Source organism: Pseudomonas sp. MS01C9, from assembly GCF_058202755.1.
In genome coordinates this window covers 2359471-2386289 of record NZ_CM177073.1, presented here as the reverse complement: position 1 = coordinate 2386289, position 26819 = coordinate 2359471, and the positions used below count along the sequence as shown (strand labels likewise).

Annotated in this window: 24 protein-coding genes; 12 read left to right on the top strand and 12 right to left on the bottom strand. The window is 61.4% G+C overall.

What is annotated here, in order from left to right:
• Positions 1–24: 24 nt before the first annotated feature.
• The 4 genes from hflC (at position 25) to cfaB (ending at position 5343) form a co-directional block, all read left to right on the top strand.
• The gene (gene hflC / locus AC1M7R_RS10985; protein WP_168199063.1) at positions 25–1026 is read left to right on the top strand and encodes a protease modulator HflC; all 1002 of its coding nucleotides are present in this window, start codon (positions 25–27) and stop codon (positions 1024–1026) included.
• Complete coding sequence (gene hflK / locus AC1M7R_RS10980; protein WP_072431341.1) at positions 1023–2075, top strand: protease modulator HflK; 1053 nt, start codon at positions 1023–1025, stop codon at positions 2073–2075. The genes hflC and hflK overlap by 4 nt, the downstream gene beginning before the upstream one ends.
• The gene (locus tag AC1M7R_RS10975; RefSeq protein WP_490610401.1) at positions 2072–3967 is read left to right on the top strand and encodes a heavy metal translocating P-type ATPase; all 1896 of its coding nucleotides are present in this window, start codon (positions 2072–2074) and stop codon (positions 3965–3967) included. The genes hflK and AC1M7R_RS10975 overlap by 4 nt, the downstream gene beginning before the upstream one ends.
• 188 nt (positions 3968–4155) lie before the next feature.
• A complete protein-coding gene (gene cfaB, locus AC1M7R_RS10970) occupies positions 4156–5343 on the top strand; it encodes a C17 cyclopropane fatty acid synthase CfaB (RefSeq protein ID WP_072397355.1) in 1188 nt (395 codons plus the stop codon).
• Positions 5344–5432: 89 nt separating this feature from the next.
• Here cfaB and cls read toward each other — a convergent pair whose 3' ends face one another.
• Positions 5433–6872 carry a cardiolipin synthase gene (gene cls, locus AC1M7R_RS10965; protein ID WP_490610400.1) on the bottom strand — a complete coding sequence of 480 codons (1440 nt, stop codon included), beginning with the start codon at positions 6870–6872 and terminating at the stop codon, positions 5433–5435.
• A 141-nt stretch (positions 6873–7013) separates the two neighbouring features.
• Between cls and AC1M7R_RS10960 the strand changes: the two genes are divergently transcribed.
• Positions 7014–7535 (top strand): DUF3617 domain-containing protein, encoded by a 522-nt coding sequence (locus AC1M7R_RS10960; RefSeq protein WP_072397352.1) that lies wholly within the window; start codon positions 7014–7016, stop codon positions 7533–7535.
• A gap of 13 nt (positions 7536–7548) precedes the next feature.
• Here the strand turns inward: AC1M7R_RS10960 and AC1M7R_RS10955 are convergent, their stop codons facing one another.
• The 5 genes from AC1M7R_RS10955 to AC1M7R_RS10935 all read right to left on the bottom strand — a co-directional run bounded on the left by AC1M7R_RS10955 (position 7549) and on the right by AC1M7R_RS10935 (position 11367).
• Positions 7549–8424: a metal ABC transporter substrate-binding protein gene (locus tag AC1M7R_RS10955; RefSeq protein ID WP_271900316.1), complete on the bottom strand. Its 876-nt coding sequence runs from the start codon at positions 8422–8424 to the stop codon at positions 7549–7551.
• A gap of 10 nt (positions 8425–8434) precedes the next feature.
• Positions 8435–9301 (bottom strand): metal ABC transporter permease, encoded by an 867-nt coding sequence (locus AC1M7R_RS10950; RefSeq protein WP_490610399.1) that lies wholly within the window; start codon positions 9299–9301, stop codon positions 8435–8437.
• Positions 9301–9969, bottom strand: a complete 669-nt coding sequence (locus AC1M7R_RS10945; RefSeq protein ID WP_076405897.1) for a metal ABC transporter ATP-binding protein — start codon at positions 9967–9969, stop codon at positions 9301–9303. The genes AC1M7R_RS10950 and AC1M7R_RS10945 overlap by 1 nt, the downstream gene beginning before the upstream one ends.
• Entirely contained in the window at positions 9966–10862 is an 897-nt protein-coding gene (gene folE2 / locus AC1M7R_RS10940; RefSeq protein WP_092180484.1) for a GTP cyclohydrolase FolE2, read from the bottom strand. Before folE2 ends, AC1M7R_RS10945 begins: the two co-directional genes overlap by 4 nt.
• Positions 10863–10968: 106 nt before the next feature.
• The gene (locus AC1M7R_RS10935) at positions 10969–11367 is read right to left on the bottom strand and encodes a glutamine synthetase (RefSeq protein ID WP_490610398.1); all 399 of its coding nucleotides are present in this window, start codon (positions 11365–11367) and stop codon (positions 10969–10971) included.
• A gap of 128 nt (positions 11368–11495) precedes the next feature.
• Between AC1M7R_RS10935 and zigA the strand changes: the two genes are divergently transcribed.
• Both zigA and AC1M7R_RS10925 read left to right on the top strand, forming a co-directional pair.
• A complete protein-coding gene (gene zigA / locus AC1M7R_RS10930; protein WP_490610397.1) occupies positions 11496–12704 on the top strand; it encodes a zinc metallochaperone GTPase ZigA in 1209 nt (402 codons plus the stop codon).
• Positions 12704–13351 (top strand): DUF1826 domain-containing protein, encoded by a 648-nt coding sequence (locus tag AC1M7R_RS10925; protein ID WP_176776507.1) that lies wholly within the window; start codon positions 12704–12706, stop codon positions 13349–13351. Before zigA ends, AC1M7R_RS10925 begins: the two co-directional genes overlap by 1 nt.
• Before the next feature lie 73 nt (positions 13352–13424).
• Here AC1M7R_RS10925 and AC1M7R_RS10920 read toward each other — a convergent pair whose 3' ends face one another.
• Positions 13425–13778: an NADH:ubiquinone oxidoreductase gene (locus AC1M7R_RS10920; RefSeq protein ID WP_072397335.1), complete on the bottom strand. Its 354-nt coding sequence runs from the start codon at positions 13776–13778 to the stop codon at positions 13425–13427.
• 28 nt (positions 13779–13806) lie between these two features.
• Here AC1M7R_RS10920 and AC1M7R_RS10915 point away from each other — a divergent pair, with 28 nt between their 5' ends.
• Positions 13807–14772, top strand: a complete 966-nt coding sequence (locus AC1M7R_RS10915) for a CobW family GTP-binding protein (protein ID WP_072397333.1) — start codon at positions 13807–13809, stop codon at positions 14770–14772.
• A 12-nt stretch (positions 14773–14784) separates the two neighbouring features.
• Here AC1M7R_RS10915 and AC1M7R_RS10910 read toward each other — a convergent pair whose 3' ends face one another.
• Positions 14785–15207: a DUF3301 domain-containing protein gene (locus tag AC1M7R_RS10910; protein WP_072397331.1), complete on the bottom strand. Its 423-nt coding sequence runs from the start codon at positions 15205–15207 to the stop codon at positions 14785–14787.
• Between the two features lie 119 nt (positions 15208–15326).
• Here AC1M7R_RS10910 and pdxY point away from each other — a divergent pair, with 119 nt between their 5' ends.
• Positions 15327–16199 (top strand): pyridoxal kinase PdxY, encoded by an 873-nt coding sequence (gene pdxY, locus AC1M7R_RS10905; RefSeq protein WP_072397329.1) that lies wholly within the window; start codon positions 15327–15329, stop codon positions 16197–16199.
• A 21-nt stretch (positions 16200–16220) separates the two neighbouring features.
• Here pdxY and AC1M7R_RS10900 read toward each other — a convergent pair whose 3' ends face one another.
• On the bottom strand, positions 16221–16706 hold the full coding sequence (locus tag AC1M7R_RS10900; protein WP_072397327.1) for an acyl-CoA thioesterase: 486 nt from the start codon (positions 16704–16706) through the stop codon (positions 16221–16223).
• Between the two features lie 259 nt (positions 16707–16965).
• On the opposite strand from AC1M7R_RS10900, the gene AC1M7R_RS10895 reads away from it, so the two are divergent.
• Positions 16966–18729 carry a cation:proton antiporter gene (locus tag AC1M7R_RS10895; protein ID WP_072397325.1) on the top strand — a complete coding sequence of 588 codons (1764 nt, stop codon included), beginning with the start codon at positions 16966–16968 and terminating at the stop codon, positions 18727–18729.
• Between the two features lie 13 nt (positions 18730–18742).
• Here the strand turns inward: AC1M7R_RS10895 and AC1M7R_RS10890 are convergent, their stop codons facing one another.
• From AC1M7R_RS10890 to uvrD, 3 genes are all read right to left on the bottom strand, one after another.
• Positions 18743–19150 carry an SMI1/KNR4 family protein gene (locus AC1M7R_RS10890; protein ID WP_072397323.1) on the bottom strand — a complete coding sequence of 136 codons (408 nt, stop codon included), beginning with the start codon at positions 19148–19150 and terminating at the stop codon, positions 18743–18745.
• Between the two features lie 139 nt (positions 19151–19289).
• Entirely contained in the window at positions 19290–20165 is an 876-nt protein-coding gene (locus AC1M7R_RS10885) for a Tim44 domain-containing protein (protein ID WP_072397321.1), read from the bottom strand.
• 296 nt (positions 20166–20461) lie between these two features.
• The gene (gene uvrD / locus AC1M7R_RS10880) at positions 20462–22645 is read right to left on the bottom strand and encodes a DNA helicase II (RefSeq protein WP_072397314.1); all 2184 of its coding nucleotides are present in this window, start codon (positions 22643–22645) and stop codon (positions 20462–20464) included.
• Between the two features lie 259 nt (positions 22646–22904).
• Here uvrD and AC1M7R_RS10875 point away from each other — a divergent pair, with 259 nt between their 5' ends.
• Together AC1M7R_RS10875 and hexR are read left to right on the top strand one after the other, a co-directional pair.
• A complete protein-coding gene (locus tag AC1M7R_RS10875) occupies positions 22905–25796 on the top strand; it encodes a putative bifunctional diguanylate cyclase/phosphodiesterase (protein WP_072397312.1) in 2892 nt (963 codons plus the stop codon).
• A 145-nt stretch (positions 25797–25941) separates the two neighbouring features.
• Positions 25942–26808 (top strand): transcriptional regulator HexR, encoded by an 867-nt coding sequence (hexR, locus tag AC1M7R_RS10870; RefSeq protein ID WP_003187110.1) that lies wholly within the window; start codon positions 25942–25944, stop codon positions 26806–26808.
• Positions 26809–26819: the final 11 nt, after the last annotated feature.

The window sequence follows — 26819 nt, the reverse complement described above, 5'->3', positions numbered from 1 at the left end:
TTTCCCCACGATCACCACGACCACATCGGTCACGATCACGGCCACGCCGGACATCATCACGGACATCATCACCATCATGGTGAACCCCAGGAAGCCGGGCCGTTCCCTTGGCGCCGAATGGGCTGGGCAGCACTGCTGGTGGCGTTCGCGGTGGCGGCTGCGAGTCTGGTACAAGTGCGGTCCGGAGAGGCCACCGTCATTACGCGTTTCGGCAATCCGGCCAGGGTCCTGCTGCAACCAGGCCTGGGCTGGCGCTGGCCGGCGCCGTTCGAGGCGGCAATCCCGGTGGACTTGCGGCTGCGCACCACTTCCAGTGGTTTGCAGGATGTGGGGACCCGAGACGGATTGCGGATCATCGTGCAAGCCTACGTGGCGTGGCAGGTACAGGGCGACCCGGACAACGTCCAACGCTTCATGCGAGCGGTGCAGAACCAGCCGGACGAGGCGGCACGGCAGATTCGGACCTTCGTAGGCTCGGCGTTGGAAACAACCGCTGCCAGTTTTGACCTGTCGGACCTGGTCAACACCAACGCCAGCCAAGTGCGCATCGGCGAATTCGAGACCCAATTGCGCCAGCAGATCGATCAGCAACTGCTCGCCACGTATGGGGTGCGGGTGTTGCAAGTGGGCATCGAACGCCTGACCTTGCCTTCGGTGACCTTGACCGCCACAGTGGATCGCATGCGCGCTGAGCGCGAGACCATCGCCACTGAGCGCACCGCCATTGGCAAGCGCGAAGCGGCGCAGATCCGCTCCGCTGCCGAGCGTGATGCGCGGATCATGCAAGCCGATGCCACTGTGAAGGCTGCCGATATCGAGGCGCAGTCTCGAGTCGAAGCCGCTCAGCTTTACGGCAAGGCCTACGCCGGTTCGCCCCAGCTCTATAACCTGCTGCGTTCCCTGGACACCCTCGGCACCATCGTTGGCCCTGGCACGAAACTGGTTCTGCGGACCGACGCGGCCCCGTTTCGAGTGTTGGTGGACGGGCCGCCGGCCGTGGAACCAAAAGGTGGAACACAACCATGAGTGTGGTTCCACGTGGAACAAACGAGTTGTCCAGCCCCTGGATCCAGGCCGGACGCCTGACATTTCTGGCGCTTTACGCGGTTACGGCCCTGGCCGCTGTGGCCTGGGCGTTTTCCAACGTCCGGCAGATCGATCCGCAGGAACGGGCTGTGGTGCTGCATTTCGGCGCACTGGATCGGATCGAAAACGCCGGGCTTCTATTGGCCTGGCCTCGTCCTGTGGAACAGGTGGTTTTACTGCCTGCGGCGGATCGGGTTCTGGAAAGGCGCGTAGAGAGCTTGTTGCGTTCGGACGCCGCCCTGCAGGCGGACCGAGTCGCCAGTTTCGCTACGCCGGTCAGCGACGCACTGGCCGGGTCCGGTTATCTGCTGACCGGCGACGCAGGGTTGGTGCAACTGGATGTGCGCGTGTTCTACAAGGTCACCGAACCCTATGCCTTCGTACTTCAAGGAGAACACGTGCTGCCGGCCCTGGATCGACTGGTGACTCGTAGCGCTGTCGCATTGGCTGCGGCTCGGGACCTGGACACGATTCTGGTGGCTCGGCCAGAGCTGATCGGCAGTGATAACCAGGCCGCCGAACTTCGCGAGCGCCTGCGTGGCGATCTGGTTCAGAGCATCAACCGTCGTCTGGCCGAGCTGGCGACCACGGGACAGGGGTTGGGAATCGAAGTGGCGCGGGTCGATGTGCAATCGAGTCTGCCGGGGCCTGCGGTGAGTGCGTTCAATGCAGTGCTGACGGCCAGCCAGCAGGCCGACAAAGCCGTCGCCAATGCGCGAACCGAAGCCGAAAGATTGACCCAGTCCGCCCGTCAGGAAGCGGACCGGGCCCTGCAGGTCGCCCATGCCCAGGCCAGTGAGCGGCTCGCCAAGGCGTCGGCCGATACCGCTACGGTGCTCGGCCTGACCAAGGCTCAGGGTAGTGATCCGCAGATGCTGCTGCGCCTGTATCGCGAACGCGTGCCAGCCATTCTTCGCCAGGCCGGTTCAGTGACAACGGTCGATCCGAAAGACGATTCCCACCTGATCATCCAGGGAGCAGAACAATGACCGCACCCACCATTGCCGCTCCGATGTTGTCTCGCGACGAGCAACGTACTGCCGCGCGGCAACTGACCCTGGCCATGTTGGCCCTTGGTCTGCTTGCGTTGGGTCTGGCCTGGCGAGGATGGGCACCGGAGCAGTCGGGCGTCAGCCAATTGCTGCTGGGGGTCGCCTCGCTGTTGGTGGCTATGCCAGTGATGAGGTCGGCTTGGTACAGCCTGCGCTATCCGAGCCTGCACGGGATCACCGACCAGTTGATCGCCCTGGCCATGCTAGGCGCCTGGGCCACGGGGGATCTGCTGACGGCCGCGCTGTTGCCGATCATCATGATCTTCGGCCATGTGCTGGAGGAGCGAAGCGTGATTGGCTCCCAGGAGGCCATCCATGCCCTGGGCCGATTGACTCGCAGCCAGGGTCGCAAGGTTCTGGCGGACGGTTCGATCGTCGATGTCGACAACGCGACGCTCCAGCCGGGCGACCTGGTGGAGGTCAGGGCAGGGGACCGGGTGCCCGCCGACGGTCGGGTAGTGTCGGGCCAGGCGAGCCTCGACACGGCTCCCATTACCGGCGAGTCGGTACCGTTGGAAGCGGCGGTGGGCACTCAAGTGTTCGGCGGCGCGATCAATCTCGATGGGCTGCTGCGCCTTGAAGTCACGCGAACCGGCAACGAATCGACGTTGGGCAAAGTCATCGCCCTGATGCAGAACGCGGAGCGCTCCAAGCCACCCATCACCCGGCTGCTGGAACGTTATGCCGCAAGTTATCTGGTGCTGGTGTTGCTGCTGGCGGCAGTGACCTGGTTCATCACCAACGATGCCCAGGCAATGCTGGCGGTGCTGGTGGCCGCGTGTCCGTGTGCACTGGTGCTGTCGGCACCGGCGACGGCGATTGCCGGCATCGCGGTGGCGGCGCGTCATGGCATCCTGATCCGCAGCTCGGCTTTCCTGGAAGAGTTGGCGGACCTCACGTCCCTGGTCGTGGACAAGACCGGCACCCTGACCTACGGTGCCCTGCGTCTGCAATCCATCGAGAGCGACTTGGAGGATCGCGCCTTCCTGCTGCCGTTGGCGGCCAGCCTCGGTTCGGCCAGCAGCCATCCTGTCAGCCGCGCATTGGCCGGGTTGGTGGAACAGGACCAGCGCCTGTCCCTGGCACAGATTCAGGAGCGCCAGGGACTGGGCGTGGTCGCGATGACCGAGCGGGGTGAGGCAGCGCTTGGACGGCCGGAGCTGTTCGCCCGGTTGGGGATCGAGACCTCTGCGATCCCCAACCACGACGGCCCGATAGCCGGATTGGCCCTGAATGGACAATTCCTCGCCTGGTTGCTGTTGGCCGACAGCGTCAAGCCGGAAGCACAACTGGCCATGACCGAATTGCGTGCGTTGGGCCTGGGGCGACAATTGCTGCTGACCGGTGACCGCGAGAGCGTGGCCAAAGCCCTGGCTCGGGACATCGGCATCGGCGATGTACAGGCCCAGGCTCTGCCGGAAGACAAACTCAAACGGGTCATGGCGGAAATCGATCACGGTTTCCGTCCCATGGTGGTGGGCGACGGTATCAATGATTCACTGGCGCTCAAGGCCGGTGTCGTCGGAATCGCGATGGGGTCGGGAGGTGCAGACATTGCCCTGGCGTCGGCGGACGTGGTGTTGATCGGCAGCGACCTGAGGCGGCTCGGTACCTGCGTGCGGCTCAGCCGCCAATGCCGTCGTACGCTGCAGGTCAACGTAATGATTGGCCTGGGCTGGACCCTGGCGATCGTCGCTTTTGCCGCTTTCGGCTGGCTCGGTGCGGCAGGAGCGATGATCGCTGCGCTGCTGCATAACCTGAGCACTCTGCTAGTGTTAGGTAATGCCGGACGGTTGTTGCGCTTCCATGAGCCTTTGTCGAAAGTTTGAAAAGCGGCCCATTGGACAGAACTGCGCGCGATGTGCAATCAAGGGTGGAAAGGGTATGCATCAGGGCCGTCCCGGCTCAAGGAGCGACTTCGGGAGGTAATAGAAAAAGGCTATATATTCGATAGGCAGCTATTTTTCTACGATGGTCTACCCTGATTTCAGACGTCTGAAACAAGGGGGGATATCTCATGCTCGCGCAACTTCCACCGGCCTTACAGAATCTGCACCTGCCGCTTCGGCTACGGCTCTGGGACGGCCATGAATTCTCGCTGGGTGCCGACCCCAGCGTCACGATCGTGGTCAAGGACCCACAGATGGTCGCGCAATTCACCCATCCCAGCCTGGATGCCCTGGGCGCGGCGTTCGTAGAAGGCAAGCTCGAGCTTGAAGGCTCGATCAACGAAGTGATCCGGGTCTGCGACGAGTTGAGCCAGGCCCTGGTGGACGAAGAGGGCGACAACCCTCCGGTGCGCTCGGTCCACGACAAGGAAACCGACGCCAAGGCCATTTCCTATCATTACGACCTGTCCAACGCCTTCTATCAGCTATGGCTCGATAGCGACATGGTCTATTCCTGCGCCTATTTCGAGACGGGCAGCGAAACCCTCGAACAAGCCCAGCAAGCCAAGTTCCGACATCTGTGTCGCAAGCTGCGGCTGCAGCCGGGTGACTACCTGCTGGATGTAGGGTGTGGATGGGGCGGCCTGGCCCGTTTTGCGGCACGGGAGTTCGGCGCCAAGGTGTTCGGTATTACCTTGAGCAAGGCGCAATTGGCACTGGCCCGTGAGCGGGTCAAGGCCGAAGGCCTGGAAGACCAGGTCGAACTGCAACTGCTCGATTACCGCGACCTTCCCCAGGACGGTCGCTTCGATAAGGTGGTCAGCGTCGGGATGTTCGAACACGTCGGCCATGCGAACCTGGAGCAATACTGCAAGACGTTGTTCGGCGCTGTGCGTGAGGGTGGCCTGGTGATGAATCATGGCATCACGGCCAAGCACACCGACGGGCGTCCGGTCGGTCGCGGCGCGGGTGAGTTCATCGAGAAGTACGTCTTCCCCAACGGCGAGTTGCCGCATCTGGCGATGATTTCCGCTCACATCAGCGAAGCGGGCCTGGAGATCGTCGACGTGGAGAGCCTGCGCCTGCATTACGCGCGTACGCTGGATCACTGGAGCGAACGGCTGGAAGACAACCTGGAAGCAGCGTCGAAGGAAGTCTCTGAGCAGGCCCTGCGCATCTGGCGTCTGTACCTGGCCGGCTGCGCCTATGCGTTTGCCAAGGGTTGGATCAACCTGCATCAGATCCTGGCGGTGAAGGCCCATGCTGACGGCAGTCATGACCTGCCTTGGACCCGAGACGACATCTACCACCCCTGATCGGGCCGTTACGAAAAGCCTTGATACTCGTTCATGCAGCGTTGAAACCGCCTCGCCTGACCTTCGTCTCAAGCTTTTTCGTACGGAGCCTAAAGTACCGGGGAAATGAGCCGGGCGACCCGCATGCCGATCTTTTGCAGACGGTGGGTCTCCCGGCTTTCCTGTTTGGCGATTTCGTGGGCCTGGGCGAAATCTGCCTCCAGCATCTGCTCGACCTCTGTGGCGAAGGGGGTATCCACCGTCAGGAGCATCACTTCAAAATTCAACCGGAACGAGCGGTTGTCCAGGTTCGCGCTGCCGATGGCGCTGATTTCCCGATCGATCAACACCACTTTCTGATGCAGGAAACCCGGCTCGTAGCGGAACACCCGTACCCCGGCGCGGACGGCTTCGAAGGCGTAGAGGCTGGAGGCGGCGTAGACGATCCTGTGGTCCGGCCTGGAGGGCAACAGAATGCGCACATCCACCCCCCGCAACACCGCCAGGCGTAGCGCGGCGAATACCGCCTCGTCAGGAATGAAATACGGCGTCGTGATCCATACCCGTTCGCTTGCCGCATGGATCGCTTCGACGAAAAACAGCGAGCACGTCTCGAAGGCATCCGCCGGCCCACTGGCCAATAACTGGCACAGCACGCCGTCCTCCGGATAGGTGTCAGGCAGGATCAGGGGCGGCAATGAGCGGGCAACCCAGAACCAGTCCTCGGCAAATGATTCTTGCATGCTTGCAACCACTGGGCCGCTCACCTGGACATGGGTGTCGCGCCACGGCGCCAGGGGCGGCATCTCCCCTAGATATTCATCGCCCACGTTATGGCCGCCGACGAAGCCGAGGACCCCGTCCACGGCGACGATCTTGCGGTGGTTACGAAAGTTCACCTGGAACCGGTTTAGCCAGCCACTGCGGGTCGCGAAGGCTTTGACCTGAACGCCTCCGTCGCGCAGGGCCTGGACATAACGGTGGGGCAGGGAGTGACTGCCGATACGGTCATACAGCAGATAAACCGCTACACCTTCGGCAGCTTTCTTCAACAGCAACGCCTGCAGACGTTGACCGAGGCGATCGTCATGGACGATGAAGAACTGAATCAGGACGGCTTCCCTGGCGTTATCGATGGCTTGGAAGATGGCCTCGAAAGTGGCCTGTCCGTCGATGAGCAAGCGTACCTGGTTGTTCGCCAGGCAGGGCGTGCGCCCCAGTTTCGGCATGGCGCGCAGCGAGGCGTACGCCTGGGAAGCGCGTGCGGCCAGCGCCTCTTCCACCCAGGGGCGCCAGTTCAGCTCGGAGACGGCCTTGCGCATTTCATCGTTGGCCTGCCGGCGTGCCTGGATGTAGCCGTCGAAGGTACTGCGGCCGAAGACCAGATAGGGAATCAGCGTCAGGTATGGGATGAACACCAGTGACAGGGCCCATGCGATCGAGCCTTGGGCCGTTCGCACCGTCAGTACCGCATGAACCGCGGCGATGGAACCCAGGGTATGAAGCAGCGCGATGAGGTAACCGAAAACATGCGGGCCGAAATAGTCCATGGAGTCGTCTTGCTCCTGAGTTCCAATTGCTTAACAGACCATGTTCCAGGACGAATGTCGCTAATTAATTCACCTGTGCCAAGCCTGAACCGAAGCCCATGGACGACGTCTAACGGCCACCTGTCCTCTGGAGTTCTTGCAATGAATGTTCGTCTGCTGGGTTTGGCCTTGGCGGTTGGCTTATCTGTTCCTATGGCCGCTCAGGCGCAGATGCTTCAGCCAGGCTTGTGGGAATTGACCACTAGCAACATGAAAGTCGATAACCAGAACCTGCCGGACCTGCAGCTGATCCTGGGCCAGTTGCAGAACCAGATGACCCCGGAACAACGGGCCATGCTGGAGAAGCAAGGCATCACCATGGGCGGGAAAGGGATCCGGGTGTGCCTGACGCCCGAGCAGGTCCAGACCAATGACATCCCCTTGCAGGACCCGCAATCGGGATGCAAGCAGCAGATCACCGAGCGCACCGGTAACCAGTGGAAGTTTCGCTTCAGCTGCCCGAAAGCCCAGGGGAGTGGGATCGCGACATTCCAGAGCGATCGTGAATTCACCACCAAGGTCAACGGTACGTTCAATGCCACCGGCATCCAGCAGAACGGCAGCCTGGACACCCGTGCAGTCTGGCTGGGACAGGATTGCGGAACGGTCAAGCCGAGGGCTTGACCGACCGCTTGAGTCAAGGCCGACTCAACGCGTCGTACAAAGTGTTGAGGTTGTATTCGAACAGGCCGATAAAGGTGCTGGCCGACCCACTGGCAGCCAGGGCATCGGAATACAGCGTGCCACCGATATGCGCGCCACTTTCGTCGGCGATCTGCTTGAGCAGGCGCGCATCCTTGATGTTCTCCATGAATACGGCCTTGACCTTCGCCTGGCGGATCTGGGTAATCAGCGCTGCGACTTCAGCGGCCGATGGTTCCCGTTCGGTGGACAGGCCCTGGGGCGCCATGAACTCGATGCCGTAGGCCTGTCCCAGGTAACCGAAGGCATCATGGGACGTCACGATCTTGCGATTGCCGGGTGGCAGTGAACCGAACCGGGTCCTGGCTTCAGCGAGTAGCGCATAGATCTTGTTCAGATAGGCTTCGCTGTTGCGCACGTAGTCGGCTTTGTTGGCCGGATCCGCGGCTTCCAGCGCCTTGCTGATGTTGCGTACATACAACTGCGCATTCGCCAGGTTGTGCCAGGCGTGCGGGTCGGGGACTGTCTCGCCGTCTTCGTCCAATGAACGGGGAATCACTCCGCGGCTGGCGCTGATCACCGGCGCAGCGGTTTCGGTACTGGCCACCAGGCGATCCAGCCACGGCTCGAAGCCCAGGCCATTCTTGATGATCAATTTTGCACTGAGCAGCGCCTTGGCATCGTCGGGTGTGGGTTCGTAGGTGTGGGCATCGGCGTCGGGCCCCACCATGTTGGTGATCTGGACATGCTCGCCACCAACCTGTCGGGTCATATCGGCAAGGATGCTGAAACTGGTGACTACCTGGAGCCTTTCGGCGGCGGACAAGGACGTGGATAACAGCAGGCTGAACAGTACGAGCAGGGCGCGCATCGGAAACACCTCATGGGGATGTGAGCAAAGGCGGGCGGCGCAGCAAACCATGTACCGGGCCGAACACCACGGACAACAGATACAACCCGCCCGCCACCAGTACGATGGCTGGCCCGCTGGGCAGCGAGAAGTAAAACGACAGCAACAGGCCGAACCCTACCGAGAGACAGCCGAGCATTGCCGCAATGAGCATCAGCCTCGGCAGGCGACGGCTCCAGAAACGCGACGCGGCCGCCGGCAGCATCATCAAGCCTACGACCATGAGTGCGCCGATCGCCTGGAAACCGATCACCAGATTCAGGACCACCAGAGTCAGGAACACGCCATGGGCCAACGGTCCGAGCCGGCTTACGGTTTGCAGGAACAGCGGATCCAGGGTGTCGAGCAACAGGGGGCGGTAGATCAGCGCCATGGCCATCAGGCTGATACCCGACACCCAGAGCATGCCGGTGAGTGTCGGTTCGTCCACCGCCAGGGCCGAACCGAACAACAGGTGCAGCAGGTCCAGGCGTTTGCCCGCCACCCCCAATATCAGCACACCGGCCGCCAGTGAAATGGGATAGATCGCTGCGAGACTCGCATCTTCTCGCAGCCCGGTGCGGCGGGTGATCCAGGCAGCCAGTCCGGCCATGCCCAGGCCCGCGCCGAGTCCCCCCACTGTCAGGGCGGGCAGGCTCAGGCCGGCGAACCAGAACCCCAGCGCGGCGCCGGGCAGGATGCCGTGGGCCACCGCGTCGCCGATCAGGCTCATGCGGCGCAGGATCAGGAACACACCCAAGGGCGCCGTGCTGCATGCCAAGACCAGGCCGCCAAGCAAGGCCCGTCTCATGAACACAAACTCCTGGAAAGGCTGCCAGAAGTGGATGGCCGCAAGCATCAGGCCACCCTTGTGCAAGGTTGCTGTGCGATCAATTCATGGCTGCGTCCCAAGGTGCAGCCGGAGTGCTTGATTAACAACGTATGGGGAATATGCTCGCGCACCGCAGCCAGGTCGTGGCAAACCACTACGAGCGTGCGCCCCTCGGCATGCCAGCCATGGATGTGTTTCCACAGCAACGCCTGGCCTTGTTCATCGAGGGCGGCGTGGGGCTCGTCGAGCAATAGAAGTGGCGCTTCGGTCAGGCTCAGGCGAGCGAGCAGGGCCCGTTGCAGTTCGCCTCCCGACAGCGCCATCAGCGGGCGATGTTCCAGGCCACGCAACGCCCAATCTTCCAGAACGGTGTTGAGCCGCTGGCTGCGCAAGGCTGGCGAATCCCTACGACCCCATGCGCCAGCAACCACCAGCTCCTGAAGGCTGATGGGGAACTGACGATCCAGATGTTGTTGCTGCGGCAAAAACGAGACGCCACCGCGGTGCCGGACTTTCAGCGTGATCTTGCCGGACAGGGGCTTTTGCAATCCTGCCATCACTTTCAGCAGGCTGCTTTTGCCAGAACCATTGGCGCCGACAATGGCCGTCAGGCTGCCGGCGGGCCGTTCCAGATACAGCGCGGGCGTTAGCGGTCGTCCTGGAGGCCCCCAACGCAAAGCCTGGCAGTCGATCATGACCGCTCCCGGTTCCAACGACTTTCGGCAACTGCATCATGGGCGTGAAGGCTTTCGGCATGAACCACACGGACATCGAATGCGACAACGTCTTTTGAACGGCGCAAGGCCAGACTGAGTCGTCGAGCGGCATCCTCGCAGAACATCAGGTTCTGGCCGTTGGCGAGGGCGAATGCCTGTTCGTCGGCGCGCTTGACTGCGGTTTGCACGGCGGTGCCCAGCGCCGCTTCGGCTTCGTTGATCAAAAATTGCAACGGCAACTCAATCACGGTCGTAGCCAAGCGTATACCCAGGGTCGCTGTGCTGCGCTGGCTATGAGGGGTGGCGACGATGCCTTTTGAGGATCCTAGCCAGGCCAGAATTTCTGCATGCTCAAGGGCCTTATTGGCAAAGTCGTTCACAAACTGCTGCTGAATCAGCTGACGAGCGAGGGCCGCCGAACAGGGGCACGTAGATGAGTAGGGAATCTCGATGTTCAGTTCCACGTGGAACATTGCATGTTTCTGATGAGCCTTGATGCTTATCGGATAGCGTTTCCAGCCGCCAAGGGGACTGACCAGCGCCGGGCGTTTGAGTAGCAATTCGGTATGGACGGTCAGGGACGCAGAGCTCGAAAGGCCTTCATGGCTGGCGAGGAATTGCTGCAGTACTCGCTCCAGCAAGGAAGGCGACAAGGGCTCGCTCTCGAGCATTTCCAAGGCAAGATACAGCCGGGACATGTGAATACCCCGGGCATCAGCGTCATCCAGGCTGACTCCAGCGTCTGCCCTTGCACTCAGGCGCTGGCCTTCGATCAATACCGGTATCGCGACGCCGTGCATGCCCACCCAATCGAGAGGACCGGCTTGGCGTGAGGCCTGCGCAGCGACGTCTGGCAGCGTTAACGCGTTCATGGGTTAGATCCATCGTGAGGTCAGATCTAATGTTATAGTGTAACAATTAGCCCGGCCAGATCTTTTTCATGAATAGAGTTTTAATCTGTTCGTTCCACGTGAAACATCAGCGGGAATCCTGACAACCGCTGACGCGTCCGCATACAAATTCTCCTGCGCTACCACCGGAGCTGGAGAAGCGATTGATGGTCGTCCAACCGACGCGGCGGCTGTAGCCAACCCAGCTTTCACCGTCGGAAGCCAGTCCTGTGAAAAAGGTCAATTGTCCGTAGCGACTGTTGGTCTGCGCCCAGTAGCGGCGCGTTTCTGCGTCAAACCCCCGAAGATAAATTGTATTGCCAGCAGTCATCACGCTGTAGGTATTGCCGCGCTCATCCGCACACGACAGCAAATTCGCGCTACGGGTGCAGTTTGCCGATAAAGCGCTCTGGCCCTGGGGCGATGCCAGTGATGAAAACGGTAGAAAAAGCGCGCAGGGCAATAAAAATACGAAAAAAAACCGCATGGGGATTTCCGATGATGGACATTGCAGGGTGGCGTAGATTTATTGTTATAGTATAACGTAAATCACAGAACGAGTCGCAGCACGCTGATGCAGCGTCAGCAACGGCCGCCCCGATGAGGATACAACCCATGCCCAATCGCCTTCCTGTTACGGTGCTGTCCGGATTTCTCGGCGCCGGCAAAAGTACGCTGCTCAACCATGTGCTGCGCAATCGCGAACAACTGCGTGTTGCCGTGATCGTGAACGATATGAGCGAAATCAACATCGATGGCAGCGTGGTTCAGCGCGATGTCACCCTTAGCCGCGCTGAAGAAAAACTGGTGGAGATGAGCAATGGTTGTATCTGCTGCACGCTGCGCGAAGATCTGTTGGCCGAAGTCGGCCAGCTCGCCAGGGAGGGGCGCTTCGACTATCTGCTGATCGAATCCACCGGCATTTCGGAACCCTTGCCCGTGGCGGAGACCTTCACTTTTCGCGATGAAGAGGGGCGTAGCCTGGCCGATGTTGCCCGACTCGACACCATGGTGACGGTGGTCGACGGAGTGAACTTCCTGGCTGATTACCAGGCCGCCGAGAGCCTGGCCGCCCGAGGTGAAACCCTCGGCGAAGAAGATGAGCGCTCCATCACAGACCTGCTGGTAGAACAGATCGAATTCGCCGACGTGATCCTGATCAGCAAGATCGATCTGATCGGTCGTCAGGAACGGGAAGAACTGACCGCGATTCTCCAGCGTCTCAATACCCAGGCACGGATCCTTCCCATGGTCATGGGGCAGGTGCCGTTGGAGGAAATACTCGACACCCGTCGTTTCGACTTCGAACGCGCAGCACAAGCACCCGGCTGGCTACAGGAATTGCGTGGCGAGCATGTGCCGGAGACCGAAGAGTATGGCATCGCCTCGGCGGCCTATCGGGCACGCCGACCGTTTCATCCCGAGCGTTTCTTCAGCCTGATCGACCGCCCATGGACCAACGGCAGGCTCCTGCGCTCCAAGGGTTTCTTCTGGCTGGCCAGTAAGCCGGAAGAGGCGGGCAGTTGGTCCCAGGCTGGAGGTTTGATGCGTCATGGATTTGCCGGCCGTTGGTGGCGATTCGTGCCCAAGAGCCAGTGGCCACGGGACGAAGAAAGCACTGCCGCCATCCTGAAGAACTGGCTCCCGGGCACGGGAGATTGCCGCCAGGAATTGGTCTTCATTGGCCAGCACATCGATTTCGAATGTCTCACCGCAGCGCTGGACGCCTGTCTGCTTACGGACGAGGAAATGGCCCTGGGAGTCGAGGGTTGGCGGCTGCTGCCGGATCCATTCGGTGCATGGCACGACGAGGTTGCGGCGTGATCTTGGCGGCCGGCCTGGAACGCGGACAGGTCCGCCAGGTCCAGGGCGATACCCCTCGGGCCCTGACGCAGATTCTGGACGATGGCGTCAATCTGGCGGTGTGGCAACGCCAACTCCCGCTGCACATCAGCGATTTTGCCGCGATGGTGCTTTCCATGGAACAGTCTCTGGCGCAGTCGTGGGTGCTCGATCTGCCAGAGGAGGACTCCCAGCCGGAGCTGAACGGTCTGGCTGCCGGTTTCAGCGATCTGCAAGGCTACGAAGGGTTCAGGGCTGATGTCGCCTGGCTGGTCGGCGCGTTTGCCTGCCTGCTGGGCGCCACGCGTGTCGGCCTGCGCCTGCGAACCCTGGACAAGGCCATGTGTCCGCGTTTCCACGTCGACCATGTGCCGGTGCGGCTCGTTACCACCTATGCCGGCCCCGGCAGCCAGTGGCTCGAGGAAGGCGCCATGGATCGCCGATGGCTCGCCCACCCTGAGGCCGAGCCCAGGGATCCACAGATGATCCAACAGCTTGGCCACGGTGACGTGGCCCTGCTCAAGGGCGAGAAATGGCTGGGCAACGAGGGATTTGGCCTGATCCATCGCTCGCCGGAACCGACCCAGGGGGAGCGCCGACTGATTCTTACGCTGGACTGGCTTGCCTAGGCTCTTGCAGCTCTGTACTCGGCCGCGCCCCGTTTCGCCTGCCTGGCCTTCCTCACGGGACTTCGCATAGCGCCTAGGGTTTGAGCCAGCTTCCCTGGTTTTTCCCTTCACAGAACGGCTTGAGGTAGGCGGCGTCACTGGCCACACCGTAATAGTGAATATCCTGGCGATAGGGCATATTGGCCACCTGGGCGTCGCTGCAGATGCCGAACGCACCGCCAGGACACTGATCGACGTATTGCACCTCGACTTTCTGCCCGGCCAGGCTTGGCTGGCAGAACCCGTCGGCGAACAGCTTTGGTGGAATGCTGCGGTTCTGCTGGCATACTTTCACGTCGAGCCGCTCCGCCTGGCTATGGACCACGCAAGCCTGGGCCAGCACCTCGCTCGAAGCCAGTGCCAGTAATAAGCAGCCAATCACCCGCATTTTTCACCTCCATCGAAAGCCGTCGCCCATGCTGCAGAACATTCCCACCCATGTCATCGCAGGGCCGTTGGGGGCTGGCAAGACCAGCCTGATCAGACAATTGCTCGCCCAGCGCCCGGCCGACGAACGCTGGGCCGTGCTCATCAACGAGTTCGGCCAGATCGGCCTGGATGCTGCGCTACTGACCCAGGCGGCCGATGGTATCGCACTGGGGGAGGTTGCCGGAGGCTGCCTGTGTTGCGTCAACGGTGCGCCGTTTCAGGTTGGCCTCGGTCGATTATTACGCAAGGCCCGGCCGGACCGATTGTTCATCGAACCTTCGGGCCTCGGTCATCCGGCGCAATTGATGCGCCAATTGCGGCAAGCGCCGTGGCTCGGCGTGCTGGCGGTCCAGCCATGCGTGCTGGTGCTGGACGCCCGGGCATTGTCAGACGACAAGCCGTTGGCTGATGCGCAACGACAGACGCTTCCCACCGCCGGACTGCTGGTGCTGAACAAATCCGAAGGTCTCACGGACGCCGATCGTGCCCGCGTGATGGAGCGGCTGCCGGCGATTCCATCGTATTGGACACAGCAGGCGAACTTGCCCATCAGCCGTTTGCCGGGCCTGGCCGCAACGGGAGGCGGGGTTGTGGGTAACTTGAACGTGCCCAAGGACGTGGGTCAGCTCCCGGCTGTCTGGAGCGATCCAACGGTGCCGATCTGCCTGCACCAGCAGCAGGAGGGGGGCTGGAGCATCGGTTGGCGCTGGCATCCGAGCCAGCGTTTCGACACGGCGGCACTGACGCGATGGCTGCAAGGTCAGGTCTGGAAGCGGGCGAAGCTGGTTATCCACAGCACCGAGGATTGGGTTTCAGCCAATGCACTGGAGGGGGCGGCGCTGGATTGGCAAAGCAGCGAGTGGCGGCAGGATTCCCGGCTTGAATTGATTTTCGGCGAGCCGCAAGACGTTCCGACCCTGCAGGTTGGCCTGGCCAATTGCCGACGGTCATGAGTCAGCGGTGGTTCAAGGCTTCCACTTGTTGTGTTCCTGCCGCCATTGGCTCAACTCGATGACCTCGGCCCGAGGCCTGGCCTGGACCGGTTCAGCCAAGGTTTCGGGCGACTCTTCGAACGGCATCGGATACGGCGCCAGCTCGATGTGTGCGCTGTGGGCGCCGAATTGGGTGATAGTGCCCGAATGGCGGGACTCGCCAGTGACTGTGAACTCGAAATTGTAGATCCGCGCCAGGCGCCGTCGGCCACTGGCATCCTTCACAAACCCGATCTTCTTCAGCGCGACGTTGCCATCCAGCAGCTCGATCCTGAGGTTGGCACAATGCTGCATGACCCTCGCCAATGCCCGTTCGCGCAAGCCGTGGTTGTGCCACAACCAGGCGCCACCGGTAGCCAGCAGCATCAGCACGAAGATGTTTCCAAGAGTCAGCATGAACGAAGTGCTCCAACAAGTTGCCGTCAGCTTAACTGTGTCGCCGGTCTGTCGTACAGGCTGTGTTTAGTCGCATACTGCGCGGCTTGAATTTCAATCGTTTTACGGAAACCACCCGCATGAAACGTACGCCTCATCTGCTCGCCATACAGTCTCACGTGGTATTCGGTCATGCTGGCAACAGCGCCGCCGTGTTTCCCATGCAGCGGGTCGGGGTCAACGTCTGGCCGCTCAACACCGTGCAGTTTTCCAATCACACCCAGTATGGCCAATGGGCCGGGGAAGTTCATGCGCCCCAGCAGATACCGGCATTGATCGAAGGTATTGCGGCGATTGGCGAGCTGGGTCATTGCGATGCGGTTCTCTCCGGTTACCTGGGCAGCGCGGCCCAGGGTCGGGCGATCCTGACCGGCGTGGCCCGGATCAAGGCTGCCAATCCCAAGGCGCTGTACTTGTGCGACCCGGTCATGGGGCATCCGGAGAAGGGCTGCATCGTCGCGCCCGAGGTGAGCGAGTTCCTGCTGGAAGAGGCCGCCGCGGTAGCGGATCTGATGTGCCCGAACCAACTGGAACTGGACAGTTTTTCCGGGCGCAAGGCGCAATCGCTGCTCGACTGCCTGGGCATGGCGCGTGCGCTGCTGGCTCGTGGTCCCAAGGCCGTGCTGGTCAAGCACCTGGCGTATCCTGGCAAGGCCGAGGACAGCTTCGAAATGCTGCTGGTAACCGCCGAAGGCAACTGGCACCTGCGGCGACCATTGCTGGCATTCCCGCGTCAGCCGGTGGGGGTAGGCGACCTGACATCCGGATTGTTTCTGGCGCGGATACTGCTGGGTGACAGCCTGGTGGCGGCGCTTGAATTCACTGCCGCCGCGGTGCATGAGGTATTGCTGGAAACCCAGGCGTGCGCCAGTTATGAATTGCAACTGGTGCGCGCCCAGGATCGCATCACCCATCCACGTGTGCGGTTCGAGGCTGTGCCGATCCACTTGTGACCGACACCGCTCCAGCTTCCGTCAAGGCGCGTCCGCCTTGATCTCCTGATAGCGCTTCTCCAGCTCCTGGCGAATCTGCCGGCGTTGCTGGGCTTGCTCGTAGCGGCGCTTGGCTTCGCTGTTCTGTGGCTGCAAGGGCGGTACGGGGGCGGGTTTGCGCTGGTCGTCCACCGCAACCATGGTGAAGAAGCAGCTATTGGTATGGCGAACCGAGCGCTCGCGGATGTTCTCGGTCACCACCTTGATGCCCACCTCCATCGAGGTGTTGCCGGTGTAGTTCACCGACGCCAGGAAGGTCACCAACTCACCGACGTGAATCGGCTCGCGAAAAATCACCTGATCCACCGACAAGGTCACCACGTAGCGGCCAGCGTAGCGGCTGGCGCAGGCATAAGCGACTTCGTCGAGGTATTTGAGCAGGGTGCCGCCGTGGACATTGCCAGAGAAGTTGGCCATATCGGGGGTCATCAACACCGTCATCGACAGTTGGGCGTTTCCGGGTTCCATAACGTTCTCACGGATCAAGGCAGCGATTAGGGAAGTGCACCTCTGCGGGCGCTGGTCAGTGGCCTGCTCGACCTTTTTGCAAAACCACCGATATCGGGACGCTGCGCCTGTGGCTGCCGTCACGCGTCGATGGATCTGTTTCCTTATATTGCACCGTCTTTTTGTCAGAAGTCGCGGTGTTAACCTGCAAAAGCCCATCGCGAGGGCATTTCCTACAAGAGAAACGGACTTATCCAGTCGGCGACAGGGAGCCCTACAGATGCATGCCATCAACTTCATTCAAGACTTGGCGATCATCATGCTGGCAGCCGGGCTGGTGACGGTCTTGTTTCATCGTTTCAAGCAACCGGTGGTGCTGGGCTACATCGTTGCCGGTTTCCTCATCGGTCCCCATACACCGCCGTTTGGCTTCATCCACGACGAAGACACGATCAAGACCCTCGCTGAGCTCGGGGTGATCTTCCTCATGTTCTGCCTGGGCCTGGAATTCAGCCTGCGCAAGCTGTTCAAGGTGGGTGCCACGGCATTCATCGCCGCGTTCCTCGAAATCGTGTTGATGATCTGGATCGGTTATGAAATAGGCCGCTGGTTCGACTGGAGCACCATGGACTCGCTGTTCCTGGGCGCGATCCTGGCGATCTCTTCGACCACGATCATCGTCAAGGCACTTAACGACCTGAAGATGAAGAACGAGCGTTTCGCCCAGTTGATCTTCGGGGTATTGATCGTCGAGGACATCCTTGGCATCGGTATCATCGCCTTGCTGTCGAGCATCGCTGTCAGCGGTACGGTGAGCTCCGGCGAGGTGTTTTCCACGGTCGGCAAGCTTTCGCTGTTCATGATCGTCGCGCTGGTGATTGGCATCTTGCTGGTGCCGAGGCTGCTGGCCTATGTGGCGAAATTCGACAGCAACGAGATGCTGCTGATCACCGTCCTGGGCCTGTGTTTCGGCTTCTGTCTGTTGGTGGTGAAGCTTGAGTACAGCATGGTGCTGGGGGCTTTCCTGATCGGTGCGATCATGGCCGAGTCCCGACAGTTGCTGAAGATCGAGCGCTTGGTGGAACCGGTACGCGATCTGTTCAGTGCGATTTTTTTCGTGGCCATAGGCCTGATGCTCGACCCGGTCATCCTGCTGCAGTATGCCTGGCCGATCGCGGTGATCACGGTCGCGGTGGTACTGGGCAAGATGCTTTCCTGCGGCCTGGGTGCCTTTATCGCTGGTAATGACGGACGCACATCGCTGCGGGTAGGGATGGGGCTTTCACAGATTGGCGAATTTTCCTTCATCATCGCTTCACTGGGGATGACTCTGCAGGTCACCAGCGACTTCCTTTACCCGGTCGCGGTCGCCGTCTCGGTGCTGACCACGCTGCTGACGCCTTACCTGATCCGAGCCGCGGATCCGTTGTCCGTCAAATTGGCGACCGTGGTACCGCAACGGCTATCGCGGGTATTGGGGATGTATGGCGAGTGGCTGCGCAACATCCAGCCCCACGGTGAGAATGCGTTGATCGCCTCCATGATCAGGCGGATCTTGTTGCAGGTAGGCATCAACCTGGCCCTGGTGATCGCGATCTTTGTCTCGGGCGGCTATTTTGCCGAGCGCATGTCGGTTCATATGCAAGCCTGGATCAGCGACCCAAGCTGGCAGAAAGCATTGATCTGGGGTGGGGCGCTGCTACTGTCGCTGCCGTTCCTGATCGCCGCGTACCGCAAGCTCAAGGCGCTGTCGATGATGCTGGCAGAGATGGGGGTGAAGGCGGAAATGGCCGGCCGCCATACCCAGCGCGTACGTCGGGTGATCGCCGAAGTGATCCCGATCCTTTCGCTGCTGGTGATTTTCCTGCTCCTGGCAGCCTTGTCGGCCAGTATCCTGCCGACCAACAAGTTGCTGGCATTGATTGCAGTGGTGGCAACGGCCGTAGCGGCACTGCTCTGGCGTTGGTTCGTCCGGTTGCACACCAGGATGCAGGTGGCCTTGCTGGAGACCCTGGACAACCACAAGGAGTCGTCCGGGCATTGACCGGCCCAGGGGGTCAGCTCTCCAGCCAGACATCCCGTGCCCAGTGCCAGACGGACTCCCAGGTTTCCTCGGCAAGCAACTCGTCTTCGGCCTGCCACAACACGACGGTGCCGTCTTCTTCGACGCAGTAGTAGTCGTCGCCGTCCTGACAGATCGGGATCAGGCTGCGGTCGACACCGGCATCCCAGGCGTTGGCGGCCACGTCCGGCAGGTAGGTATGGGATTGTGGATCGGTGACGGTCACCGGCTCCAGGCTGCCATAGACGACATCGCTGACGGTCAGCAAAAACTCTCTGAAGACAAACGGGATGTCGATGAACAGCTGTTCTTCGATTTCTACCAGCAGGTCTTCGTCGGGCAACTCCAGTGGAACCGGTACGGGTTCGTTGGCTTCACGCAGTTGTTCGATAATTTCTTCCACGTCCGGGGATCCTCTTTCTCGATGGCGCGGTTTGTATGGAGCGGTTTATACAGTAGCTCGCCATAGATGCAACCGCGAAATAGAAAACCCCGGCCTGAGCCGGGGTTCTCTTATTTCAACCTGCAAAACGCGCAAAGGTTCAACCGTTCTGGCGGATACCTGCCACCAGCCAAGGCTGGTTGTCGCCCTGGGCGCGTTCCATGTTCCAGCTTTCGCTGAACGCTTCGCCCTGGTCGAAGCGAGAGTTCTTCGATACACCGCTGAAGGTCAGGGTAGCGATGGTCTTGTCGGCGCGATCATCGACGCCGTCCAGTTGTACCTGCAGGTTGTCGATGTAGGTGGACTGGAAGCCGTCACCCAGTTCCGCACGCTCGCGCTTGAGGAACTCCAGCAATTGCGGGGTCACGAACTCGGCGATCTTGTCCATTTCGTTCGCGTCCCAGTGTTGCTGCAGGGACTGGAAGTGGGTACGCGCGGCTTCGACGAAACGCTCTTCGTTGAACCAGGCCGGAGCGTTGATCACTGGACGGGCGGCCACCGGAGCGGCCGAGCCACCGAAGATGGAGCCGGCGGAAGGCTGCTGGTTGAATACTTCACGCTGCATCGGTGCATGGCCGGCCGGGGCGAATTGCTCCTGCTGCTTGCGACGACGGGCGGCAATGAAGCGGAAGACCAGGAAGGCGATGACCGCCATGATCAGGATGTCGAAGATCTGCATGCCCTGGAAGCCGTCGCCCATGAACATGGAAGCGAGCAGACCGCCGGCCGCGATGCCGGCCAATGGGCCGAGCCAGCGCGAAGCACCGCTGGCCTTGGTGGCGGCGCCAGCGGCACCGGCCGCGCCTGCGGTGGCGGCAGTGGACCCGGCAGCAGAGGACGGCGCCATCTGGCTGGTCTGGTGAGTCGGGGCCGCGCCCGAGCTTTTACCACCGCCAAAACGCTTGGCGGCATTGGCGTCGATGGCCATCGTCAGGCCGATGCACAACGCCATGGCGATGCTAAGAAAACGTTTCATATAAAGGCATTCCCATTTGTGGATAGCACGCGCGCCATGTTGCACAGGTGAACTGTTGCTGGCTAGCGGCAGAGTGTTTCGGGCTTTTGCGTGACAGGTTAGGTTCAGCTTCAATCGCGCAAGAGGGCTTGTTCGCTTTGGGCTGTAGGAAAGAGGAACAAGTTCTATCGGAAATATTTTCCAGAAAACTGTAGGAGCGAGCTTGCTCGCGATAGCGGTGTCTCGGTCAGCATCCATATTGACTGACCGACGGCTATCGCGAGCCAGCTCGCTCCCACAGGGGCCTACACAACTCTCTAGATCGCTTCCAGCTTGGCGTACCCCAGCATCAGCCATTTGCTGCCTTCGCTGAAGTTCACCTGGACCCTGGCCTGGGCGCCGGCGCCTTCGAAATTGAGGATCACGCCGTCGCCGAATACCGAATGGCGCACGGTCTGGCCCAGGCTGAAGCCGGTCTCCGGGATATCGCTGCCGCCGAACAGGCTGCTGGTGCCTTGCGACTGGCTGCCACCGAATGGTCGACTGACACTGTTGGACAACCGGACTTCCTGGATCAGGCCCTTCGGTACTTCGCGTACGAAACGCGACACCTTGTTGTAGGTTTCGCTGCCGTACAGGCGTCGGGTTTCGGCGTAAGTCAGCACCAGGTTCTGCATGGCCCGGGTGATGCCCACGTAGGCCAGGCGCCGCTCTTCTTCCAGGCGCCCCGGTTCTTCCAGGCTCATTTTGTGCGGGAAGAGGCCTTCTTCCATGCCCACCAGAAAGACGTAGGGGAATTCCAGGCCCTTGGCGCTGTGCAAAGTCATCAGTTGGATGCTGTCTTCATGCTCGTCGGCCTGGGTATCGCCCGCCTCCAGGGAAGCATGGCCCAGGAAGGCCGACAACGGCGACAGGTCGGCGTCTTCTTCGGTGTTCTCGAAGTTGCGCGCGGCGCTGACCAGTTCCTCGAGGTTTTCCACCCGGGCCTGGCCTTTCTCGCCTTTTTCCGCCTCGTGGTAGGCAATCAGCCCGGACTGCTCGATAACGGTCTGGGTCATCAGGTGCAGCGGCATCTCTGCGCACTTGGCCGCCAGGTCGTCTATCAGCTCCATGAAGGCCTTCAGGGCGCCGGCGGCGCGGCCGGTCACGCCTTTGTTGGCCACCAGCTGGCGCATGGCTTCCCACATGGATACGTGGCTATGGCGGGCGTGTTCGCGAATCGCCTCGACGGTCTTTTCGCCGATGCCACGGGTCGGCACGTTGATCACCCGCTCCAGGGCGGCATCGTTGCCGCGGCCCTCCAGCAGGCGCAGGTAGGCCATGGCGTTCTTGATTTCGGCTCGTTCGAAGAAGCGTTGGCCGCCATAGATCCGGTAGGGGATCCGTTCGCGCAACAGGGCTTCTTCCAGGACCCGGGATTGGGCGTTGGAGCGATACAGGATGGCGATGTCGCTGCGGGAGAGGCCGGTCTTCAGCGCGCTCTGGATGGTTTCCACCACATAGCGGGCTTCATCGTGTTCGTTGAACGCGGCGTACAGGTTGATCGCTTCGCCTTCATTGCCGTCGGTCCACAGCTCCTTGCCCAGGCGCCCGGTATTGTGGGCGATCAGTGCGTTGGCAGCCTTGAGGATACCGGCGGTCGAGCGATAGTTCTGTTCGAGGCGGATGACCTCGGCGTCGGGGAAGTCCGCTGAATACTGGTGGATATTCTCGATCTTGGCGCCGCGCCAGCCATAGATCGACTGGTCGTCGTCGCCCACCACCATCAGGCTGTCGCCGCCCTTGGCCAGCAGGCGCAACCAGGCGTACTGCACGGCGTTGGTGTCCTGGAATTCGTCCACCAGGACATGCCTGAAGCGCTTCTGGTAATGCTCCAGCAGGCCCGGATGATCGCGCCACAGGTCCAGAGCCCGCAGCAGCAGCTCGGAAAAATCGATGACGCCGGCCCGTTGGCATGCCGCCTCGTAGGCTTCATAGATGCCGCGCATGGTCGCCAGGAACAGGTCGCCACTGGCCTGGATATGCTGTGGTCGCAGGCCTTCGTCTTTCTGACCGTTGATGAACCATTGGGCCTGGCGGGCGGGCCAGCGCTGTTCGTCCAGGCCCAGCTCGCGGATCACCCGCTTGACCAGCCGCTGCTGGTCGTCGCTGTCGAGGATCTGGAAGGTCTGGCTCAGGCCGGCTTCCTGCCAGTGCGCCCGCAGCAAGCGGTGCGCCAGGCCGTGGAACGTGCCGACCCACATGCCGGCCGGGTTGATGCCCATCAACTGCTCGATGCGATGACGCATCTCGGCAGCGGCCTTGTTGGTAAAGGTCACCGACAGGATCGAATGAGGCGAGGCGTTCTCGACCTGGATCAACCAGGCGATACGGTGCACCAGCACTCGGGTCTTGCCGGAGCCGGCACCGGCCAGGACCAACTGACGGCCCACGGAGGCGGCTACGGCCTGGCGTTGGGCGTCGTTGAGGGAGTTCAGCAGAAGGGAGAGATCATCGCGCATCGGGGCATTCTAGGGCGCGGCGTCACCCCGGGCAAACCAAGCTTTGCAGCAACCGATAAAAGACCGGTCGGGGATGACCGGTCAGTCATGGTGCAGGAGCGTTGCCAGGCCTCGTGCGCAGCGTTCGAGGAACGTCGCAATGGCGAATTTTTTGCGTATTTTTATGAGCCTCGGCAGTGTGGGATAAGCCCGGGCTTGTGTATGCTCGGTGCTCTTTCGGGTTCTCCGTGCCCCTGTGATAAGAACAAGAACAGTGCCTATGACCCTCAATTCCGATCTGGCGGGCCCTTGTGTGGAACCGCGGGTCATTCGCAAGCAGTACGCCACGGAGATGGCGGTAGAGCGTACACGGTTGCTGTACCAGGGCTCGCTGCTGCCAACCTTGTTCATGCTGGTCAACGGCCTGGTCTGCGCGGCGCTGTTGTGGGATCCGTCACGCTATGTCCTGGTCAGCGTCTGGCTGGTGTGGCTGTTGTCCCTGGTGGCGCTGAGGGTGATCCAGGTGGCTGCCTTCGATTCGGCGATCCCGGGCCGCCAGGCGCATCCCATCTGGCTGCGGATGTTTTTGCTGGGCTCGGCGATGACCGGCCTGACGCTGGCCATTGCCGGCATCGCCCTGGCCCCGACCGACAACTTCCAGCAACAGGCCTGGGTGTTCGGCCTGATCGGCGCGGCCACCCTGTCGGCCAGTGTCGCCTATGCGGTGAGCCTTCCCGCCTACCTGTCTTTTACCTTGCCCTGCCTGCTGCCGGCGATCGGTTTCCTGTTCTGGGGCGACGACCAGCAGCAGCACGGATGGGGCTGGCTCGGCCTGGCTGTACTGGTATCGCTGAGCGTGGTGGCCTGGCAGGTCAATCGACTGATGCAGAACGGCATGCTGCGACGTTTCCAGAATCAGGCATTGATCGAACATCTGCAGCAGACACAGATTCGTAGCGCGCAGCTCAACGAGGCGTTGGCCAGGGAAGTCGAACAGCGTCGTCTCGCCGAAGAGCGGTTGCGCGCCGCCCAGGTTGGCCTCGAGGCGCGCGTGGCCCAGCGCAGCCTTGAACTGGAGGTGGCCAGCCAGGCCCTGAGCAAGAGCGAGGCGCGCCTGGCCTTGGCCCTCAAGGCCAGCGAGCTGGGGTTGTGGGACTGGAACCTGCAGACCGACGAAGTCCACCATACCCAGCTCAAGGAGTTGTTCGGGCTGGAGCGCGAATACGTCACGGCGATGCTCAGCCATCTCACGCCCCGCCTGCATCCACAAGATCTGCCAGCGCTCAAGCGAGCCCTGATCGAGCACCTGAAGGGCCGTAGCGAGGACTACCAGATCGAATATCGCATTCGCCACAGCGACGGGCATTGGGTTTGGATCGAAGACCGCGGGCGGGCCGTGGAACGTAGCGCCAGCGGCCGGGTGTTGCGGATGGTCGGCACTCGACGAAACATCAGCGCCAGCAAAGAGCTGGAACAGCAGCGGCAATTGGCTGCTACGGTGTTCGAGGCCGCCAGCGAAGGCATCGTGATTTTCGATCCCAACTACGCACTGCTGGCCGCCAACCAGGCATTCACCCGGGTCACCGGGTTCAATATCGATGACATGCTGGGTTGCAACGTGGTGGATCTTCCGTGCAGTCGAGACGCCCGGCGGCACTATCCGGTCATTCGCCAGGCCCTCAAGGCGCACGGCACCTGGCAGGGCGAACTGGTCGAGGCTCGGGCCAACGGCGAGCTGTACCCGCAATGGCTGCAACTGAACGTCGTGCGCGATGTACGAGGAAATGTCAGTCATATTGTGGGCTTCTTCGCCGATCTTTCGGCGAGGCGCGAATCCGAGGAGCGGATGCGCTACCTCACCCACTATGATGAGCTGACGGGGCTGGCGAACCGGTCGCTGTTCCGCGAGCGGTTGCATGAAGCCCACCAGCGTGTGCGACAGGGAGGGCGGCGCAGCCTTGCATTGCTGCATATCGACCTGGATCGCTTCAAGTTGCTCAACGACAGCCTGGGGCATGACATTGCCGACCAGTTGCTACAGAAAATGGCCCGGCGCCTGATCAACGCGTTGCCCGAGGCCGACACCATCGCCCGACTGTCCGGCGATGAGTTCGGGGTGCTGTTCGATGCCTACGGCAATCTTTCCAGCCTGGCCCGGGTGGCGACCCGCCTGTCCGCCAAGTTGCGCCTGCCGCTGACCATCGAAGGTCATGAGCTGGTGGTCAGCGCCTCCATCGGCATCAGCCTGCTACCCGATAACGCGCGTGAAGTCGCCACCCTGGTCAGCCAGGCAAACATGGCCATGCAACATGCCAAACACCTGGGAGGCAACAATTTCCAGTTTTTCACCGACAGCCTTCAAGCCAGTACGCTGGAGCGGCTGCAGCTGGAAAACCAACTGCGCAAGGCCCTGGAAGAGCAGCAATTGAAGGTGTTCTACCAACCCAAGCTGTGCCTGGCGACCGGTCGTCTGAACGCCGCCGAAGCCTTGGTGCGCTGGGATCATCCGACCATGGGCCGCGTACCGCCGGGGGAGTTCATCGGCCTGGCCGAAGAGACCGGGTTGATCGGGCCGATTGGCGAGTTCGTGTTGCGCCAGGCCTGCTGGCAGGCGTGCGAATGGCAGCGCCAGGGGCTTTCGCCTATCAGGGTCTCGGTCAATCTGTCGGTGCATCAGTTGCGCCAGGGCAAGTTGGTCAGCCTCGTGCGGCAAGTGCTGGAAGAAACCGGCCTGGCTCCTCATTGCCTGGAATTGGAACTGACCGAGAGCCAGTTGCTCGACAGCGTCGAACACATCATCGCCACCTTCCAGCAACTGCGAGACCTGGGGGTCAAGCTGGCGATCGACGATTTCGGCACCGGCTATTCCTCGCTGAGCTACCTCAAGCGTATCCCGGTGGATTACGTGAAGATCGACCAGGCGTTCATTCGTGGGCTGGAAGAGGGTGGCGAGGATGCTGCGATCACCCGGGCGATCATCGCCATGGCCCATGGCCTGTCGCTCAAGGTGGTGGCCGAGGGTGTCGAGCACCAGGGCCAGCTGGCGTTCCTGAAGGCTGAACAGTGCGATGAAGTGCAGGGCTACCTCATCAGCCGTCCGCTCGAGTCCCAAGGCCTGGCCGCGTTGTTGCGCGACAAGCCGGGCGATTCATGGCTCACCTCTGCTACATGACGCGCATGCGGCATGGAATCGGGCGATCGAGTTACGTATCGGGCGGGCAAAAAGGCAATTCATGTAGTATAACTACAAGCTTGGCTACATCACTGCTGCATCCGGCATCTGCCAATAACGCCGCCAATAACAAGAGTCCAGTCCCTTGAACCTGTTGCAACACATCGCCCAGTCACGCCACCTGCTGCGCAAATCGGAACTGAAAGTCGCCGATCACGTACTGCTCGATCCTGCGGCCGTGATGCACAGCTCCATGGCTGACCTTGCCCACAGCGTCGGCATCAGCGAGCCGACCATCGTGCGGTTCTGCCGCGCCATCGGTTGCTCGGGTTTCCAGGACTTGAAGCTCAAGCTGGCGCAAAGCCTGGCGGCCGGCGCAAGCTTCGGTCAGTTTGCGATCCATGAGGACGACTCGGTTGCCGACTACAGCCTGAAGATCTTCGACACCACCTTGCATACGCTGATGGAGGTTCGCGAGAAGCTCGACCCGGTGGCCTTGCAAAAAGCCGTGACGGCCATGTCCCAGGCCCAGCGCGTCGAATTCTATGGCTTCGGCGCTTCGGGCGCCGTGGCGGCCGATGCCCAACACAAGTTTTTCCGCCTGCTGCTCACTGCGGCAGCCTATTCCGACCCGCACATGCAGGCGATGTCGGCGGTCACGTTGAAACCCACCGATGTGGCGATCTGCATTTCCCAGTCGGGGCGCTCCAAGGACCTGCTGATCACCGCCAACCTGGTGCGCGAAAGCGGCGCCTCGCTGATCACCCTGTGCCCGAGCCAGACGCCATTGGCCGAGCTCTCGACAGTGAACCTGGCCATCGACGTGCACGAAGACACTGAAATCTACACACCGCTGACCTCGCGTATCGCGCACCTGGTGGTCATCGATGTGCTGGCGATGGGGGTTGCCATGGCGCGCGGCCCGAGCCTGGTCAACCACCTCAAGAGCGTCAAGCGCAGCCTTCGCAGCCTGCGGCTGTCGCCCAAGTCGGTCAAGGCACTGGACGACTGAGCCAATCATCA

Excerpts from the sequence above, each read along its gene's own strand:
- hflK (WP_072431341.1), top strand. The coding sequence starts at position 1,023 with ATGAGTGTGGTTCCACGTGGAACAAACGAGTTGTCCAGCCCCTGGATC.
- AC1M7R_RS10975 (WP_490610401.1), top strand. The coding sequence starts at position 2,072 with ATGACCGCACCCACCATTGCCGCTCCGATGTTGTCTCGCGACGAGCAA.
- cfaB (WP_072397355.1), top strand. The coding sequence starts at position 4,156 with ATGCTCGCGCAACTTCCACCGGCCTTACAGAATCTGCACCTGCCGCTT.
- cls (WP_490610400.1), bottom strand. The coding sequence starts at position 6,872 with ATGGACTATTTCGGCCCGCATGTTTTCGGTTACCTCATCGCGCTGCTT.
- AC1M7R_RS10960 (WP_072397352.1), top strand. The coding sequence starts at position 7,014 with ATGAATGTTCGTCTGCTGGGTTTGGCCTTGGCGGTTGGCTTATCTGTT.
- AC1M7R_RS10955 (WP_271900316.1), bottom strand. The coding sequence starts at position 8,424 with ATGCGCGCCCTGCTCGTACTGTTCAGCCTGCTGTTATCCACGTCCTTG.
- AC1M7R_RS10950 (WP_490610399.1), bottom strand. The coding sequence starts at position 9,301 with ATGCTTGCGGCCATCCACTTCTGGCAGCCTTTCCAGGAGTTTGTGTTC.
- AC1M7R_RS10945 (WP_076405897.1), bottom strand. The coding sequence starts at position 9,969 with ATGATCGACTGCCAGGCTTTGCGTTGGGGGCCTCCAGGACGACCGCTA.
- folE2 (WP_092180484.1), bottom strand. The coding sequence starts at position 10,862 with ATGAACGCGTTAACGCTGCCAGACGTCGCTGCGCAGGCCTCACGCCAA.
- AC1M7R_RS10935 (WP_490610398.1), bottom strand. The coding sequence starts at position 11,367 with ATGCGGTTTTTTTTCGTATTTTTATTGCCCTGCGCGCTTTTTCTACCG.
- zigA (WP_490610397.1), top strand. The coding sequence starts at position 11,496 with ATGCCCAATCGCCTTCCTGTTACGGTGCTGTCCGGATTTCTCGGCGCC.
- AC1M7R_RS10920 (WP_072397335.1), bottom strand. The coding sequence starts at position 13,778 with ATGCGGGTGATTGGCTGCTTATTACTGGCACTGGCTTCGAGCGAGGTG.
- AC1M7R_RS10915 (WP_072397333.1), top strand. The coding sequence starts at position 13,807 with ATGCTGCAGAACATTCCCACCCATGTCATCGCAGGGCCGTTGGGGGCT.
- AC1M7R_RS10910 (WP_072397331.1), bottom strand. The coding sequence starts at position 15,207 with ATGCTGACTCTTGGAAACATCTTCGTGCTGATGCTGCTGGCTACCGGT.
- pdxY (WP_072397329.1), top strand. The coding sequence starts at position 15,327 with ATGAAACGTACGCCTCATCTGCTCGCCATACAGTCTCACGTGGTATTC.
- AC1M7R_RS10900 (WP_072397327.1), bottom strand. The coding sequence starts at position 16,706 with ATGGAACCCGGAAACGCCCAACTGTCGATGACGGTGTTGATGACCCCC.
- AC1M7R_RS10895 (WP_072397325.1), top strand. The coding sequence starts at position 16,966 with ATGCATGCCATCAACTTCATTCAAGACTTGGCGATCATCATGCTGGCA.
- AC1M7R_RS10885 (WP_072397321.1), bottom strand. The coding sequence starts at position 20,165 with ATGAAACGTTTTCTTAGCATCGCCATGGCGTTGTGCATCGGCCTGACG.
- uvrD (WP_072397314.1), bottom strand. The coding sequence starts at position 22,645 with ATGCGCGATGATCTCTCCCTTCTGCTGAACTCCCTCAACGACGCCCAA.
- AC1M7R_RS10875 (WP_072397312.1), top strand. The coding sequence starts at position 22,905 with ATGACCCTCAATTCCGATCTGGCGGGCCCTTGTGTGGAACCGCGGGTC.